This is a genomic window from Bradyrhizobium sp. CCBAU 53421 (assembly GCF_015291625.1).
GTDB lineage: Bacteria > Pseudomonadota > Alphaproteobacteria > Rhizobiales > Xanthobacteraceae > Bradyrhizobium.
Genome location: NZ_CP030047.1, coordinates 6,511,288 through 6,526,202, shown reverse-complemented (window position 1 = coordinate 6,526,202; position 14,915 = coordinate 6,511,288). Strand labels below are relative to the sequence as shown.

The 14,915-nt window shown below is 63.7% G+C and carries 12 protein-coding genes; 9 read left to right on the top strand and 3 right to left on the bottom strand.

Annotated features, from left to right (window positions below; all coding sequences use genetic code 11):
• Nucleotides 1-52: 52 nt before the first annotated feature.
• The 3 genes from XH92_RS30835 to XH92_RS30825 all read left to right on the top strand — a co-directional run bounded on the left by XH92_RS30835 (nt 53) and on the right by XH92_RS30825 (nt 5,118).
• The gene (locus tag XH92_RS30835; protein WP_194455487.1) at nt 53-1,639 is read left to right on the top strand and encodes a B12-binding domain-containing radical SAM protein; all 1,587 of its coding nucleotides are present in this window, start codon (nt 53-55) and stop codon (nt 1,637-1,639) included.
• A gap of 4 nt (nt 1,640-1,643) precedes the next feature.
• Nucleotides 1,644-2,438, top strand: coding sequence for an ethanolamine ammonia-lyase subunit EutC (gene eutC, locus XH92_RS30830; protein WP_194455486.1), 795 nt, complete (start codon nt 1,644-1,646; stop codon nt 2,436-2,438).
• 295 nt (nt 2,439-2,733) lie between these two features.
• Nucleotides 2,734-5,118: an RND family transporter gene (locus XH92_RS30825; RefSeq protein WP_194455485.1), complete on the top strand. Its 2,385-nt coding sequence runs from the start codon at nt 2,734-2,736 to the stop codon at nt 5,116-5,118.
• A gap of 79 nt (nt 5,119-5,197) precedes the next feature.
• Here the strand turns inward: XH92_RS30825 and XH92_RS30820 are convergent, their stop codons facing one another.
• Complete coding sequence (locus tag XH92_RS30820) at nt 5,198-5,701, bottom strand: hypothetical protein (protein ID WP_194455484.1); 504 nt, start codon at nt 5,699-5,701, stop codon at nt 5,198-5,200.
• Nucleotides 5,702-6,105: 404 nt separating this feature from the next.
• Here XH92_RS30820 and XH92_RS30815 point away from each other — a divergent pair, with 404 nt between their 5' ends.
• From XH92_RS30815 to XH92_RS30790, 6 genes are all read left to right on the top strand, one after another.
• Nucleotides 6,106-6,342, top strand: coding sequence for a hypothetical protein (locus XH92_RS30815; RefSeq protein ID WP_194455483.1), 237 nt, complete (start codon nt 6,106-6,108; stop codon nt 6,340-6,342).
• A gap of 195 nt (nt 6,343-6,537) precedes the next feature.
• A complete protein-coding gene (gene hpnC, locus XH92_RS30810; RefSeq protein WP_194455482.1) occupies nt 6,538-7,416 on the top strand; it encodes a squalene synthase HpnC in 879 nt (292 codons plus the stop codon).
• On the top strand, nt 7,413-8,249 hold the full coding sequence (gene hpnD, locus XH92_RS30805; protein ID WP_194455481.1) for a presqualene diphosphate synthase HpnD: 837 nt from the start codon (nt 7,413-7,415) through the stop codon (nt 8,247-8,249). Before hpnC ends, hpnD begins: the two co-directional genes overlap by 4 nt.
• Entirely contained in the window at nt 8,249-9,499 is a 1,251-nt protein-coding gene (gene hpnE, locus XH92_RS30800) for a hydroxysqualene dehydroxylase HpnE (protein ID WP_194455480.1), read from the top strand. Before hpnD ends, hpnE begins: the two co-directional genes overlap by 1 nt.
• Nucleotides 9,500-9,663: 164 nt before the next feature.
• Nucleotides 9,664-11,625: a squalene--hopene cyclase gene (shc, locus tag XH92_RS30795; RefSeq protein WP_194455479.1), complete on the top strand. Its 1,962-nt coding sequence runs from the start codon at nt 9,664-9,666 to the stop codon at nt 11,623-11,625.
• A complete protein-coding gene (locus XH92_RS30790; protein ID WP_371817838.1) occupies nt 11,622-12,380 on the top strand; it encodes a phosphorylase in 759 nt (252 codons plus the stop codon). The genes shc and XH92_RS30790 overlap by 4 nt, the downstream gene beginning before the upstream one ends.
• A gap of 130 nt (nt 12,381-12,510) precedes the next feature.
• On the opposite strand, the gene hpnH is transcribed toward XH92_RS30790, so the two are convergent.
• Complete coding sequence (hpnH, locus tag XH92_RS30785) at nt 12,511-13,671, bottom strand: adenosyl-hopene transferase HpnH (protein WP_194455477.1); 1,161 nt, start codon at nt 13,669-13,671, stop codon at nt 12,511-12,513.
• A gap of 45 nt (nt 13,672-13,716) precedes the next feature.
• On the bottom strand, nt 13,717-14,643 hold the full coding sequence (gene ispH, locus XH92_RS30780) for a 4-hydroxy-3-methylbut-2-enyl diphosphate reductase (RefSeq protein WP_194455476.1): 927 nt from the start codon (nt 14,641-14,643) through the stop codon (nt 13,717-13,719).
• Nucleotides 14,644-14,915: the final 272 nt, after the last annotated feature.

The window sequence follows — 14,915 nt, the reverse complement described above, 5'->3', positions numbered from 1 at the left end:
GGCCCAGCGTTCCACGCCATGGTTAGATTTGCGGGTGCTTCGGGGTCGATTGATGAGAGCTGAGGGCATAAAGACAGCACGGCGTATCCTCTGCGTCTTTCCGCGCTATACGTCGTCCTTTGGGACCTTCGAGCACTCCTATCCTTTGACCGACGGCGTCAGGGCGTTCATGCCGCCGCAAGGCTTGCTGCTGATTGCCGCATACCTTCCCGAGAACTGGCCGGTCCGTTTCGTCGACGAGAATCTGCGTCCGGCGACGGCAGAGGATTTCGAGTGGGCAGACGCGGTGTTCGTCAGCGGTATGCACATCCAGCGCCAGCAGATGAACGACATCTGCCACCGTGCGCATGACCACGACCTGGTGGTCGCGATCGGCGGCCCGTCGGTCAGTGCCTGTCCAGACTACTACCCCTCATTCGACTACCTTCATGTCGGTGAGCTCGGCGATGCCACCAATGAGCTGATCAAGCGCCTGGAGCAGGACACCAGCCGTCCGGACCAGCAGGTGGTGCTGAAGACCATCGACCGGCTGCCGATGACGGATTTCCCGCTGCCGGCCTATGAGCTCGCGGAAACCAAGAAGTACTTCCTCGGCAGCATCCAGTTCTCCTCGGGCTGCCCCTATCAGTGCGAGTTCTGCGACATCCCCGGGCTCTATGGCCGCAATCCGCGGCTGAAGTCGCCTCAGCAGATCATCGCCGAGCTCGACAAGCTGCGCGCCTGCGGTGCAACCGACACCGTCTATTTCGTCGATGACAATTTCATCGGCAACCGCAAGGCGGCGAGCGAATTGCTGCCGCATCTGATCGAGTGGCAGAAGCGGACCGGCTATGTCACGCGGCTCGCCTGCGAGGCGACGCTCAACATCGCCAAGCGCCCCGAGATCCTGGAGAAGATGCGCGAGGCCTTCTTCGTGACGATCTTCGTCGGCATCGAGACGCCGGATCCCGACGCGCTCAAGGCGATGCACAAGGATCAGAACATGATGGTTCCGATCCTGGAAGGCGTGCGTACCATCAATTCGTTCGGCATGGAGGTCGTGTCCGGCATCATCATGGGGCTCGATACCGACAAGCCCCAGACCGGCGACGCGCTGATCTCCTTTGTCGAGGAGTCCCGGATTCCGCTGCTCACCATCAACCTGCTGCAGGCGCTGCCGAAGACGCCGCTGTGGGACCGGCTCGAAAAGGCAGGGCGGCTGGTCCATGACGACGGCCGCGACTCCAATGTCGAGTTCCTGCTGCCCTATGAGGATGTGGTCAGCTCCTGGCGCAAATGCATGGAGATCGCCTACGAGCCCGCGAAGCTGTTCGAGCGCTATCTGCATCAATGCAACTACACCTACGCCAACCGCATCAAGGTGCCGGTCAGCCCGGAGATGAAGAGCTGGGCCAACATCCGGCGCGGCCTGATCATGCTGCGCAACATCTTCTGGAAGGTCGGCGTGCTCGGCGACTACAGGCGCGTGTTCTGGAAGTTCGCGCTCGGCCGGCTCAAGCGCGGCGACATCGAGGGGCTGATCTCTGCGACGCTGGTTGCGCATCATCTGATCACGTTTGCGCGCGCAGCCTCCAGCGGCCGGCAGAACGCTTCGAACTACTCGATCCGGCTGCGCGAGGCGTCCGTTCCCGCCGAATGACAGCATGACGACACCGCCGGCGCCATCGTCCCCGTCAATTCCCGACTTGCGCGACCTGACGCCGGCGCGCGTCGGTCTAGGCCGGTCCGGGGCCAGCCTGCCGACCGATGCGCTGCTCTCGTTCACGCTCGACCATGCCCGCGCCCGTGACGCCGTTCACGCAGCCTTCGACGTCAGCGGCATTGCAGCCGGTCTTGCCGGGCTCGGCATCGCGCCGCACGAGGTATCGAGCCAGGCACCAGCCCGGCGCGACTATCTGCGGCGACCCGATCTCGGGCGCATGCTGGATTCCGCGTCGCGCCGGTCGCTGGAAGGGAGCGGCATCACCGCATGCGCCTGCGCGATCGTGATCGGGGACGGCCTGTCGCCGACCGCGGTCAATGCCCATGCCGTCGAATTGATCCGGCACCTGTTGCCGCGGCTTGTGGCCGACGGGATCGACACCGGTGCGGTGGTCATCGCGTCAGGCGCGCGCGTCGCGCTCGGTGACGAGATCGGTGCCATCGTCGGCGCGCGCATGCTGGTGATGCTGATCGGCGAGCGGCCTGGCCTGTCCGCGCCGGACAGCCTTGGCGCCTATCTCACCTTCGCCCCGCGCATCGGCCTCACCGATGCCGACCGCAACTGCATCTCCAACATCCATCGTGCCGGGCTGAGCTATCCGGAAGCCGCGTTCAGGATCGCGTGGCTTGTGCGCGAAGGCCTGGCACGCCAGATCACCGGGGTCGCGTTGAAAGATGAAAGCGGTGGTGGATCGTTCCAGAATGCGCTTCCAGGGTGTGACAAATCAGCTACTTAATGGTGGGGATCAGTGGTTCCTCGCCCATTTGGTCGTACCCTCGCGCTTGCGAGCAAAGGGGCGGACAGGTAAAACCGGCGCCGGTCAATATTCGCGTGTTTTCAAGGACTAGCGCCGATCAGCCGCGCTCACCCGCCTCATTCGCGCCTCTGAAGCATGATCCGGAAAAGTGCGAACCGGTTTTCCGAAAAGATCATGCGCAAACAAGAAGCTAAGGCGCGATGATTCAACCCGATCTCATCGCGCTTTAGACCCAAGCTAGACAGATTGAGCCGTTTTCAGAACTGGACAGGGCATGCTCGAAAAGAACTCCGAAAGTCAGGTCCACGTCGAGAAAGTCGAAGAGCCGCGGTCAGGCCTCAGCATCGCGTTCGGAATCGAGCGTCTCGGGCTGATCCCGATGCGGGCGCCGATCCTGTCCTGCATCGTGCTCGTTCTGCTGTTGATCGGCGCCGTGTTCGGCGTGCACCGGATCAAGATCGACGACTCCCTGTCGCAGCTGTTCCGCTCCGAATCCAAGGACTACAAGCAATATGAGGCGGTAACCAAGCGCTTCCCGGCAACCGAGTTCGACGTCCTCGTCGTGGTCGAAGGCAAGACGCTGCTCGAACGCGACAATCTCGGCAAGCTCCGTGACATGGTCACGGATCTGCAGCTCGTCGAGGGCGTGCGCGGCCTGGTGTCGCTGTTCTCCGCGCGGCAGGCGCCGGAGCCCGGCAAGCTGCCGGCGGCGCTGTTCCCGAATGAGCTGCCCGAGGGCGCGGCCTACGACAAGTTCGTCGAGACCGTCAAAACCAACGAGATCATCCGCGGCAAGCTGTTGTCGGAGGACGGCACGCTCGCGCTGGTCGTGCTGTCGCTCGAGCCCGAGGTGGTCGCCAGCAACAAGCTCGGCAAGGTGGTCGGCGACATCAGGAAGATCATGGCCGACGATCTCGGCGGCAGCGGGCTCAATGCCCAACTGTCCGGCGTTCCGGTCATGCAGCTCGAGATCCGCAATGCGGTCGAGCGCGACGGCCTGACCTACAACATCCTCGGCATCCTCGCCGGCTGCGTCATCGCCATCATCTTCTTCCGCAAGATATCCTTCATGGTGGCGGCGGCGTTCCCGCCGATGATCGCGATCCTGCTCGCGCTCGGCGGCCTCGGCTGGGCCAATTTCAATCTCAACATGTTCCTCAACGTGATGACGCCGCTCATCATGGTGATCAGCTTCTCCGACTCGATGCAGCTGACATTCGCGGCGCGCGACCGGCTGATTGCGGGCCAGGACAAGTTCACGGCGTTCAAGAACGCGGTACTGGTGGTTGGCCCGGCCTGCGTGCTGACGCACGGCACGGCGGGCATTTCCTTCATCGCGCTGCAATTCTCGGATTCCGACCTGATCCGCAAGTTCGGCGAGGCCGGGCTTGCTGCGACCATCATCGCGCTGGTCGCGGTGCTCTCGCTGGTGCCGGTGTTCGGCATCCTGTTCGTGCGTAACGAGAAGATCTTTGCGGTCAAGTTCCAGAGCGCGGATGCCGGTGTGCAGGCGCTGCGCAATTTCTGCTACTGGATCGCGGTGCGCATGGTCGGCCGTCCCGGGCTGTTCAGTCTGCTCGCGCTGATCGTCGTCGGCGGCCTCGGCATCATCTACGCCAATCTCGAACCGCGTTATCGGCTCGCCGACCAGGTGCCCGACAAGCGGCAGGCGGTGGCGGCGTCGAGCCGGCTCGATGCCAAGCTGACCGGCGCCAATCCGGTCGACGTGCTGATCGAATTCCCCAAGGGCCAGTCGCTCTACTCGCCGGAGACCCTGAAGACGATCGCCGACGTCCATGCGATGGTCGAGGACAGCGCCGGCGTCGGCAACGTCTGGTCGCTGGAAACCTTGCGGCGCTGGCTCGCCGAAAAGGCCGGCAGCAACGACGTCGCGACGCTGAAAGAGTATGTCGACCTGATCCCTGAACACCTGGTGCGCCGGTTCATCGACAAGAATCAGGATGCGGTCGTGGTGTCGGGCCGCGTGCCGGATGTGGATTCGAGCCAGTTGCTTCCGGTGGTGAACAAGCTCGATCACTCGCTGGACAAGGTGCGTGCCGAGCATCCCGGCTATGAGATCGCGGTGACCGGCCTGTCGGTGATTGCCGCGCGCAACAGCGCCAGCATGATCGAGAAGCTCAACCACGGCCTCACCATCGAATTCCTGCTGGTTGCGATCTTCATCGGGCTCGCGTTCCGCTCGGTCGTGGTGTTGTTCTCCTGCATCCTGCCCGGCATCTTCCCGGTGGTCCTGTCAGGCACCGTGTTGTGGCTGCTCGGGGAGGGGCTGCAATTCGCCAGCGTCGTGGCGTTGACCGTGTCGTTCGGCCTCGGCCTCAGCGCCACCATCCACTTCCTCAATCGCCTGCGGCTCGAGACCAAGCCCGGTGTCACACCGGAGCTTGCGGTGGAGCGTGCCACCGTCCTGGTCGGCCCTGCGCTGATCCTGACCACGGTGGTGCTGGCCTGCGGCCTCGTCGTCACCGTGTTCTCCGACCTGCCGTCGCTGCGCCTGTTCGGCTGGCTCAGTGCGTTCTCTATGGTCGCAGCCCTGGTCGCGGACCTCTTCATCCTGCGGCCGACCTCGATGTTCCTGATCAACCTGTCGCAGAAGCTCCGTGGCAAGGGCGGGCAACCGGCGCCGATCGAGAAGGCTTGATCGATCCAAAGCAAAAGGCCCGGTTCCGAAGCGTTCGGAACGGGCCTTTTTGTTGGCCTGCGAAATCGGCTGCGGAGCGTCAGCTCTTTGTCATCGTGATCGAGACGCCGCGAATCTCACCCTTGGAGTCGATCTGAACGACCTGCTTGGAGCCGTTGGTCTGCAGGTTCAGGTTCGCGGCAAAGCCGGACGCCTCGACGAACACATCGATCCGCCCGCCGCCGGCGGTGCCCTGAAGATTGCCGAAGATGTTGCGGCTCGCCTCGCTCCAGTTGCCGGAGATCCGGTCGCCCTGGCTGGTGACGTCGCTGGAGAGGTCAAATTTGTAGCTGTCGCTGGCGCAATGCAGGGACTGCTTCAGGCTCATGCCCGACGGCGCGACCTTGTAGTCCGCCTTGCAACGAATGCGTTCGGTCGTGCCGTTGGACAACGCCACCGTGCCCGATCCGGTCCACGAGCCGGCAAAACCGGCAAACGGGCCGCTGGCCTGGGCATGGACTGCGGAGGCAGACAGCATCAGTGCGGCGCCGACGCCCACAGCTCTGAGAGCCTGACCGTAAAGGCTGGAACCAAACAGTTTCATTGTGAATTTCCCATCAAAATCAACGCCTCTTTCGCAAGAAAGCGTCTCGCCGCATCGAAGGTTTAGTGTCACCCAAGAATGTTAGGTTCAAACGACAGGAGCGGCGTGCGCGAGCCCTGCTGTCATCGAACAGAATCAGAAACCGTTGGCCTCGTGATGGCATGTAGCTTTGCGCGAGTGCGATCCGCAATACCCGAACGCGACAAAGTGATGGCACAAATTGTAATTGTGAATCAATAGCTTAGACGGGGGTTTACAGCGCCGCAAATTTAGCCGCATTTAGCAGTGCTTGTCGTCAATCCGTTGCCGCGTTACGTGGCGTCTGCAATCCCCAAAATCCGTCCCGGCCATGCCGAACCGCCTTTCGGGAACAGATTTTCTGCTGTCGGAAATGAAGGAATACGATGCGTAAATTTATCTTGGCTCTTGCCCTGTTGTCGATCCCGCTCTCGTCCAGCGCCTTCGCCCAGCAGCAAGGGCGCGGTACACCCGACGAGCAGAAGGCCTGCACGCGCGACGTGCAGCGTCACTGCCGCTCCGTGATCGATCAGGGCGATTTCACCATTCTCGCCTGTCTGCAGCAGAACCGCAGCAAGATCAGCGCCGCCTGCGACCAGGTGCTGAAGACCCACGGCCAATAAGACCGAATTCAGGTCTCAAGGGACCGCTATCGACACCGCGGCTGGCACCATGCCGGCCGCGGCTGCATATGCTGGCGGTCACAGATAGCATTGGTTTTGGTGGCGTATTCCCCTATATGGGGCTCGCAAATCCCCCGCATGCGCCTGACTGTTCGCGCCTGCGTCGTGCCATGACCAGTGTAGCCCAAATTTCCCATGACCACCGCGAGCGACCTGCGATCCGGAAAGACCCACCGCGACGAGAATTTTCCGGTCGCGTCGTGGATCATTCATCCGCGGCATCGTGCCCTGATCCTGGCCTTCTATAATTTCGTCCGCACCGCCGACGATATCGCCGATCACGCCACGCTGCAGCCTGCGGAGAAGCTGCGCTATCTCGACCTCATGGAGGCCGAGCTGCTCGGTAATGGCGACAGCCAGAAGGAGGCAGTCAGCCTGCGCCGCGCGCTTGCCGAGCGCGGCATGCCGCCGCGGCATGCGCTCGACGTGCTGGTCGCATTCCGGCTCGACGTCACCAAGCTGCGCTACGAAAACTGGGATGACGTGATCGACTATTGCCGCTACTCGGCGATGCCCGTCGGCCGCTTCATGCTCGACGTGCATGGCGAGGATACCTCGACCTGGGCGGCATCGGATGCGCTTTGCGCGGGCCTGCAGATCAACAATCATCTGCAGGATTGCGGCAAGGACTACCGCAACCTGAACCGTGTCTATCTGCCGCGCGATGCGCTCGCCGCCGCGGGGGCGACCGTCGAGATGCTCGGCGAGGCGAAGTCGCAGCCGGCTTTGCTCGAGTGCCTGCAGGCGCTCGCGCTGCGCACCGCGACGCTGCTCGACCAGAGCAAGTCGCTCGCCGCCGAGGTGAAGGATTTCCGGCTCGGGCTCGAGATCTCGGTGATCCAGGCGTTCGCCGACAAGATCGTCAACATGCTGAAGGTGCGCGATCCGCTCAGCGAGCGCGTGCATCTGAGCAAGGTTGAACTGCTGCTGCAGAGCCTCGGCGGCGTCGCCGGCGAGACCGCGCAGCGCGCGACCGGACGGCGTGCGGTTTCCAAGACGGCGGCAGGCGCATGAGTGCTGAGGCGGCGGCCAACGCAAATTACGGAAGCACCGCGTCGGGCAGCTCGTTCTATGCCGCGATGCGCATCCTGCCGCACGCGCAGCGCGAGGCGATGTTCCAGATCTACAGTTTCTGCCGGCAGGTCGATGACATCGCTGATTCCGATGGTCCGCGGCCGGAGCGCCTGGCCGCGTTACAGCAGTGGCGTGACGATATCGACGCGCTCTATGCGGGGCATCCGCCGGAGCGGCTGAGGGACTATGTCGCGTCGGTGAAGGCGTTTGGCCTCAAGCGCGAGGATTTCGTCGCGATCGTCGACGGCATGGAGATGGACGTGCCGCAGGATATCCGCGCGCCGGATCTTGCGACGCTCGACCTGTATTGCGATCGCGTCGCGAGCGCGGTCGGCCGGCTGTCGGTGCGCGTGTTCGGCCTGCCTGAGGAGGACGGCATCCAGCTCGCCTACCATCTCGGCCGCGCGCTGCAGCTCACCAACATCCTGCGCGACATCGACGAGGATGCCGGTCTCGGCCGGCTCTATCTGCCGCGCGAATGGCTCTGGCACGCCGGCATCACCAACAACGACCCGGCCCGCGTCACCGCCGACCGCGCGCTGCCGAAGGTGTGCACGCCGCTCGCCGAGCGCGCCAAGATGCATTTCCAGAAGTCCGACGAGATCATGAAGCGCAATTCGCGACGCGCCGTGCGCGCGCCGCGGATCATGTCGAAATACTACCGCGCGATCCTCGATCTGCTGATCGCGCGCGGCTTCTCCGCCCCGCGTGCGCCGGTGCGTGTGTCAAAGGCCGCCAAGATCGGCATTCTTCTTCGTTACGCGATCATCTGATGCAAAAGACCGTTCACATCATCGGTGCCGGCATTTCCGGCCTCTCCGCGGCCGTGCGGCTCGCCAATGGCGGCTACAAGGTTGCCGTCCACGAGGCGACACAGCAGGCCGGCGGCCGCTGTCGCTCCTATTTCGACGCCGCCACCAATCTCACCATCGACAACGGCAACCACCTTCTGCTGTCGGGCAACCGCCATGCCTTGAGCTATGCGCGTTCGATCGGCACCGAGGCGGGCCTGGTGGGACCTGCGCGCGCGCAGTTTCCGTTCGTCGATCTGGCTTCCGGCCAGCGCTGGCAGCTCGACCTCGGCGATTCCCGCCTGCCGCTGTGGGTGTTCGACGAGGCGCGCCGCGTCCCCGACACCAGCCTGCGCGATTACCTCGCACTGGCGCCGCTGGCCTGGGCCGGCACCGAGGCGCTGGTCGGCAACACCATTCCCTGCAAGGGCACGTTGTATGACCGCCTGGTGCAGCCGCTGTTGCTCGCCGCATTGAACGTCGATCCGCCGGAGGGCTCGGCAGGGCTTGCCGGCGCCATCGTGCGCGAGACGCTGCTCGCCGGTGGGCAGGCCTGCCGTCCGCTGATCGCGCGCGACGGCCTGAGCTCGGTGCTGATCGAGCCGGCCGTGAAGCTGCTGGAGGAGCAAGGCCACAGCGTTCAGTTCAGTCACGAATTGCGTACGCTCGGCATGTCGGGTGATCGCGTCACCGAGCTCGACTTTGGCGGCGGTGACAGGATCGCGCTGGCGGCCGACGATGCCGTCGTGCTCGCGGTGCCGCCGCGCGCCGCGGCCTCCCTGCTGCCCGGCCTGAAAACCCCGACCAAGTTCCGCGCCATCGTGAACGCGCATTTCCGCGTCGATCCGCCGCGCGACGCCGCGCCTATTCTCGGCGTGGTCGGTGGCCTCGTGGAATGGCTGTTCGCGTTCCCGCAGCGGCTGTCGGTGACGATCAGCAACGGCGACCGCCTGGTCGACATGCCGCGCGAGGAGCTCGCGCAGGCGATCTGGCGGGATATCTGCAAGGCATCCGGCGTTTCCGGCGATCTGCCGCCGTGGCAGATCGTGCGCGAGCGCCGCGCCACATTTGAGGCGACGCCGGAGCAGAACGCCCTGCGTCCGGGCCCCGGAACGGCGCAAAAAAACCTGTTCCTTGCCGGCGACTGGACTGCTACCGGGTTGCCCGCAACCATCGAGGGATCGGTGCGGTCGGGTGATCGCGCCGCAGATCTGGTTCTGGCCAGGCGTTAGATTCGACCGACTGGAGCGTTTTCGAGCGAAGTGGTTACCGGTTCGCGTGACGAAAACGCGACCAAACAAAAGGACAAGAGCGTGATCCGATGCGATCGGACCATGCTTTGGAGCGGGAATGGCTTTCGATCAGCCGGCCCGCAACGAAGAGGATATCGAGCGAAATGCTTTCGAGAGATCACGGCGTCGCAGTCGATCCGGTCGCGCTGGAGAAGAGCATCTCCAAGGCAACCGAAGCGCTGCTCGGCTACCGTCAGTCCGACGGGCATTGGGTGTTCGAGCTCGAGGCCGACAGCACCATTCCCGCCGAATACATCCTGCTGCGTCACTATCTGGCCGAGCCGATCGATGCCGCGCTCGAGGCCAAGCTCGGCAACTATCTGCGCCGCGTCCAGGGTGCGCATGGCGGCTGGCCGCTGGTGCATGATGGCCCGTTCGATATGAGCGCCAGCGTGAAGTCGTACTTCGCGCTGAAGATGATCGGCGATTCCGTCGACGCGCCGCACATGGTGCGGGCGCGCGAGGCGATCCGTTCGCGCGGCGGGGCTTCCGGCAGCAACGTGTTCACCCGCTTCCTGCTCGCGCTCTATGGCGTCGTGACCTGGCGCGCAACGCCGGTGCTGCCGATCGAGATCATGCTGCTGCCGATGTGGTCGCCGTTCCACATCAACAAGATCTCCTACTGGGCGCGCACTACCATGGTGCCGCTGATGGTGCTCGCCGCGCTGAAGCCGCGTGCGAAGAATCCGAAGGGCGTCGGCATCGACGAGTTGTTCCTGGAGGATCCGAAATCGGTGCGCATGGCGCCGAAGGCGCCGCATCAGAGCGCGAGCTGGTTCTATCTGTTCCGCTCGCTCGACGCCGTGCTGCGCGTGATCGAGCCGATGTTTCCGAAGCGCCTGCGCCAGCGCGCGATCGACGCCGCGCTCGCCTTCACCGAGGAGCGGCTGAACGGCGAAGACGGCATGGGCGCGATCTATCCGCCGATGGCCAACATCGTGATGATGTACGACGCGCTCGGCAAGGACGAGAATTTCCCGCCGCGCGCCATCACCCGCCGCGGCATCGACAAGCTGCTGGTGGTCGGCGAGCACGAGGCCTATTGCCAGCCCTGCGTTTCGCCGGTGTGGGATACCGCGCTGACCTGTCATGCGCTGCAGGAAGCGGGCGGCGACGATACGCTCGCCAAGGCCAAGCAGGGTCTCGACTGGCTGAAGCCGCGCCAGGTGCTGGAGCTGAAGGGCGACTGGGCGGTCAAGGCGCCGGACGTCCGTCCCGGCGGCTGGGCGTTCCAGTACAACAACGACCACTATCCCGATCTCGACGACACCGCCGTGGTCGTGATGGCGATGGATCGCGTGCGCCGGCACACCGGAACCAGGGAGTATGACGAGGCGATCGCGCGCGGCCGCGAGTGGATCGAGGGGCTGCAGAGCCGCGACGGCGGCTGGGCGGCGTTCGATGTCAACAACCTCGAATATTACCTCAACAACATCCCATTCTCCGATCACGGCGCATTGCTTGATCCGCCGACCGAGGATGTCACGGCGCGCTGCATCTCGATGCTGGGCCAGCTCGGCGAGACTGCGGTGAGCAGCAAGGCGATGGCCGACGGTATTGCCTATCTGCGCCGCACCCAGCTCGCCGAGGGCTCCTGGTACGGCCGCTGGGGCCTGAACTACGTCTACGGCACCTGGTCGGTGCTCTCAGCGCTAAATGTCGCAGGGGTCGATCGCAACGACCCGATGATTCGGAAGGCGGTCGATTGGCTGTCCTCGGTCCAGAATCAGGACGGCGGCTGGGGCGAGGACGCCGTCAGCTACCGGCTGGATTACAAGGGTTATGAAGTTGCGCCATCGACCTCCTCGCAAACGGCATGGGCCTTGCTTGGATTGATGGCCGCCGGAGAGGTCGAAAATCCCGCCGTTGCGCGGGGGGTGGAGTACCTAAAGGCAACACAGACGGAAAAAGGGCTGTGGGACGAGCAGCGATACACCGCTACGGGGTTTCCGCGGGTATTTTACTTGCGATATCATGGCTACTCGAAGTTCTTTCCGCTCTGGGCGCTGGCGCGGTATCGGAATTTGAGAAGCACCAATAGCAGGGTGGTAGGGGTCGGGATGTGATTGTTGAGGCGGGGGCCGCCGAGACCGTGGGCAGTAGAATTGATCCTCGGCCGGTATTGATTGTGACTGGATTGGTGCAGGAGGCCCGTATCGCAGCGGGTCCCGGCATGATCGTGATCTGCAGCTCGAGCGATCCGCAGCAGCTGCGCGAGTTGCTGGCGACGCTGGATCCGACGACCTTCCGCGGCGTGATTTCGTTCGGCGTGGCCGGCGGGCTCGACCCGTCGCTGAAATCGGGCGACGTCGTGGTCGCGACCGAGGTGATGTCCGGCGATACGCGTTTCCTGGCAGCATCCGCCCTCAACGAAGAGATGATCGCCAGTGCCGCGCTGAAGCGCCGCCGGATCGTCCGCGGCGGGCTTGCCGGTGTCGAACAGGTGATCGCGGCGAAGGCCTGCAAGGCCGCGCTGCGCTCGATGACGGGCGCAGCCGCCGTCGACATGGAGAGCCACATTGCGGCGGCCTATGCCGCCAAAGCGGGCGTTCCGTTCGCCGCGCTGCGCGTGATCAGCGATCCCGCGCACCGGGCGCTGCCCGAGCTGGCGAAGTCAGCGGTGAAGCCGAACGGCGACATCGACCTGCGCAAGGTGCTGCGCGGCATCGCGCGCAATCCGCGGACGCTGCGGGCGCTGGTGTCGACCGGTATCGACTTCAACCGCGCGCTGCGCTCGCTGCGCAGCTGCCGCGGCTTCCTGCTCGGCAGCGAGGTGCTGATGCCGGTGGACGACGTTCTGGTCACGGCGAAGGCGGCCTGATCCACCTTCCCGGGCCCGGGACGGGAACTCGCCGCACCAGGCTCAAAGCGCGAAGTTCAAAACACCAAGCTCAAAAACAAAGGCCCGATCGCATCGCGATCGGGCCTTTTGCTTTGGTGTGCGGCGCGGATTACGCGGCGGTGGAAGCCTTCGCCTGCTGCTTGGCAGCGGCGGCAGCCGCCTCGTCGCGGCGGATCTCCGAGAGCTTCTTCTCGACCTGCTCGGCGAAGATGTACTGCGCCGGACGCTGCTTCGACATGTCGATCTCCGGTGCCATCGGACCCGTGGTCTTGATGCCGCGCAGCGCGACCCACATCGCCTTCAGCGGATTGTTGATCGCAGCGGTTGCCGCGGTCGGCTCGTAGCCGCAATGGGCCATACAGTCGGCGCACTTCTCGTACTTGCCGGTGCCGTAGGTGTCCCAATCGGTGGTGTCCATCAGCTCCTTGAAGGTCTTGGCGTAGCCTTCACCGAGCAGATAGCAGGGCTTCTGCCAGCCGAAGATGTTGCGCGCGGGCATGCCCCAGGGCGTGCACTCGTATTCCTGGTTGCCGGCGAGGAAGTCGAGGAACAGGCCGGAATGCATGAAATTCCACTTCTTGCCCTTGCCGAGCGCGAAGACGTCGCGGAACAGCTTCTTGGTCTTGGTGCGGTTGAGGAAGTGCTCCTGGTCGGGCGCACGCTCATAGGCGTAACCCGGCGACATTGAGACGCCGACGCCGAGCTCGGTGGTGAAGTCGAGGAACTTGGCGATTTCCTCGGCCGGATGGCCGTCGAAGATCGTCGCGTTGACGTTGACGGTGAAGCCGCGCGCCTTGGCCGCCTTGATCGCGGAGACGGCGCGATCGAACACGCCCTTCTGCGACACCGCCTTGTCGTGATGGTCCTTCAGGCCATCGAGATGCACCGAGAAGAACAGATAGGGCGACGGCTCGAACAGATCGAGCTTCTTCTCCAGCAGCAGCGCATTGGTGCACAGCGAGACGAACTTCTTGCGCGCCACGAGGCCGCGCACGATCTCGCCGATCTCCTTGTGGATCAGCGGCTCGCCGCCCGGGATCGCCACCATCGGCGCGCCGCATTCATCGGCCGCGTCCCAGCATTCCTGCGCGGTCATGCGACGATTGAGGATCGCATCGGGATAATCGATCTTGCCGCAGCCAACGCAGGCGAGGTTGCAACGGAACAACGGTTCCAGCATCAGCACGAGCGGATAGCGTTTGCGGCCAAGCAGCTTCTGCTTGATCAGATAACCGCCGATACGCATTTCCTTGAAGAACGGTATAGCCATTAGACGATTTTCTTTCTGCACTTATCAAAGGGAAGTGGGTTCAGATCAGCCCGCAGTCAGTTCGGCTGGCAGCCGGAATTCGATATTCTCTTCTCGGCCCGGAACGACCGAGACCGACACCGGTCCGATGCGCCGCAGGGCCTCGATGACATCGTCGACCAAAACTTCGGGTGCCGATGCACCCGCCGTGACGCCGACGGCCTTCGCATCCTTCAGCCAATCCGGGTTGAGCTCGCTCCCATCGGCAATGAGATAACTCGCGACACCAACCTCGGTGCCGATCTCACGAAGCCTGTTCGAGTTGGAACTATTGGCGGCCCCCACCACCAAAATGACGTCCACCAGCTTGCTCAGGTCCCTTACCGCAGATTGGCGGTTCTGTGTCGCATAGCAGATATCCCTGATGTCCGGGCCTTGAATATCTGTAAATTTTGCCTGAAGTGCCGCGATTATGTCCTTTGTGTCGTCCACAGACAGGGTGGTTTGGGTGATATAGGCGACCGGAGTGTCGGTCGGCAGCCGCAATTCCGCCACATCCTGAACGCTCTGGACCAGCAGGACCGGCCCCGGAACCTGCCCCATGGTTCCCTCGACCTCGGGATGGCCGGCATGCCCGATCAGGATCAGGGCGCGGCCCTTCGAGATATAGCGTTTGCCCTGGTTGTGGACCTTGGTGACGAGCGGGCAGGTGGCATTGAGCACCGGCAGGTCGCGGGCCTCCGCCTCCTCCTCGACGCTCCTGGCGACGCCATGGGCACTGAAAACGGTCACCGCCTTGGCCGGCACTTCCGACAGGTCCTCGACGAAGATCGCGCCCTTCTTCTTCAGGCTCTCGACCACGTATTTGTTATGAACGATCTCGTGGCGAACATAGACCGGCGGGCCATACTTCTGCAGCGCGCGTTCGACGATTTCGATCGCGCGCACAACGCCCGCGCAAAAGCCGCGCGGCTGAGCCAGAAACACTTCCAAAGGTCGTCCGTTACGCAAATTGCACCAGCTTCATTCCATGCCCTGCGGCCTTTTCGGCAACGCACTCCGCCCGGTCGGACGCCGCAACTTCAGTTGCAATGTCCGCACCATCTCAGGTCCTGCACGTGATCCGCGCCCTCAAGGGCATGGAAATACAGGGATTTGTGGCAAAAAGGTAGCGCTTCGAGTGGGCGAGCGGGCAGCGAGGCGAGGGAGTATAGGTAATATAGTGTGGATTTCGGACCCTGCGACCGTCCGTCTCCCTCACTTGT

Coding starts and splice junctions, on each gene's coding strand:
- XH92_RS30820 (WP_194455484.1), bottom strand. CDS start 5,701: ATGAAACTGTTTGGTTCCAGCCTTTACGGTCAGGCTCTCAGAGCTGTG.
- hpnE (WP_194455480.1), top strand. CDS start 8,249: ATGCAAAAGACCGTTCACATCATCGGTGCCGGCATTTCCGGCCTCTCC.
- hpnC (WP_194455482.1), top strand. CDS start 6,538: ATGACCACCGCGAGCGACCTGCGATCCGGAAAGACCCACCGCGACGAG.
- XH92_RS30835 (WP_194455487.1), top strand. CDS start 53: ATGAGAGCTGAGGGCATAAAGACAGCACGGCGTATCCTCTGCGTCTTT.
- shc (WP_194455479.1), top strand. CDS start 9,664: ATGCTTTCGAGAGATCACGGCGTCGCAGTCGATCCGGTCGCGCTGGAG.
- XH92_RS30825 (WP_194455485.1), top strand. CDS start 2,734: ATGCTCGAAAAGAACTCCGAAAGTCAGGTCCACGTCGAGAAAGTCGAA.
- hpnH (WP_194455477.1), bottom strand. CDS start 13,671: ATGGCTATACCGTTCTTCAAGGAAATGCGTATCGGCGGTTATCTGATC.
- eutC (WP_194455486.1), top strand. CDS start 1,644: ATGACGACACCGCCGGCGCCATCGTCCCCGTCAATTCCCGACTTGCGC.
- hpnD (WP_194455481.1), top strand. CDS start 7,413: ATGAGTGCTGAGGCGGCGGCCAACGCAAATTACGGAAGCACCGCGTCG.
- XH92_RS30815 (WP_194455483.1), top strand. CDS start 6,106: ATGCGTAAATTTATCTTGGCTCTTGCCCTGTTGTCGATCCCGCTCTCG.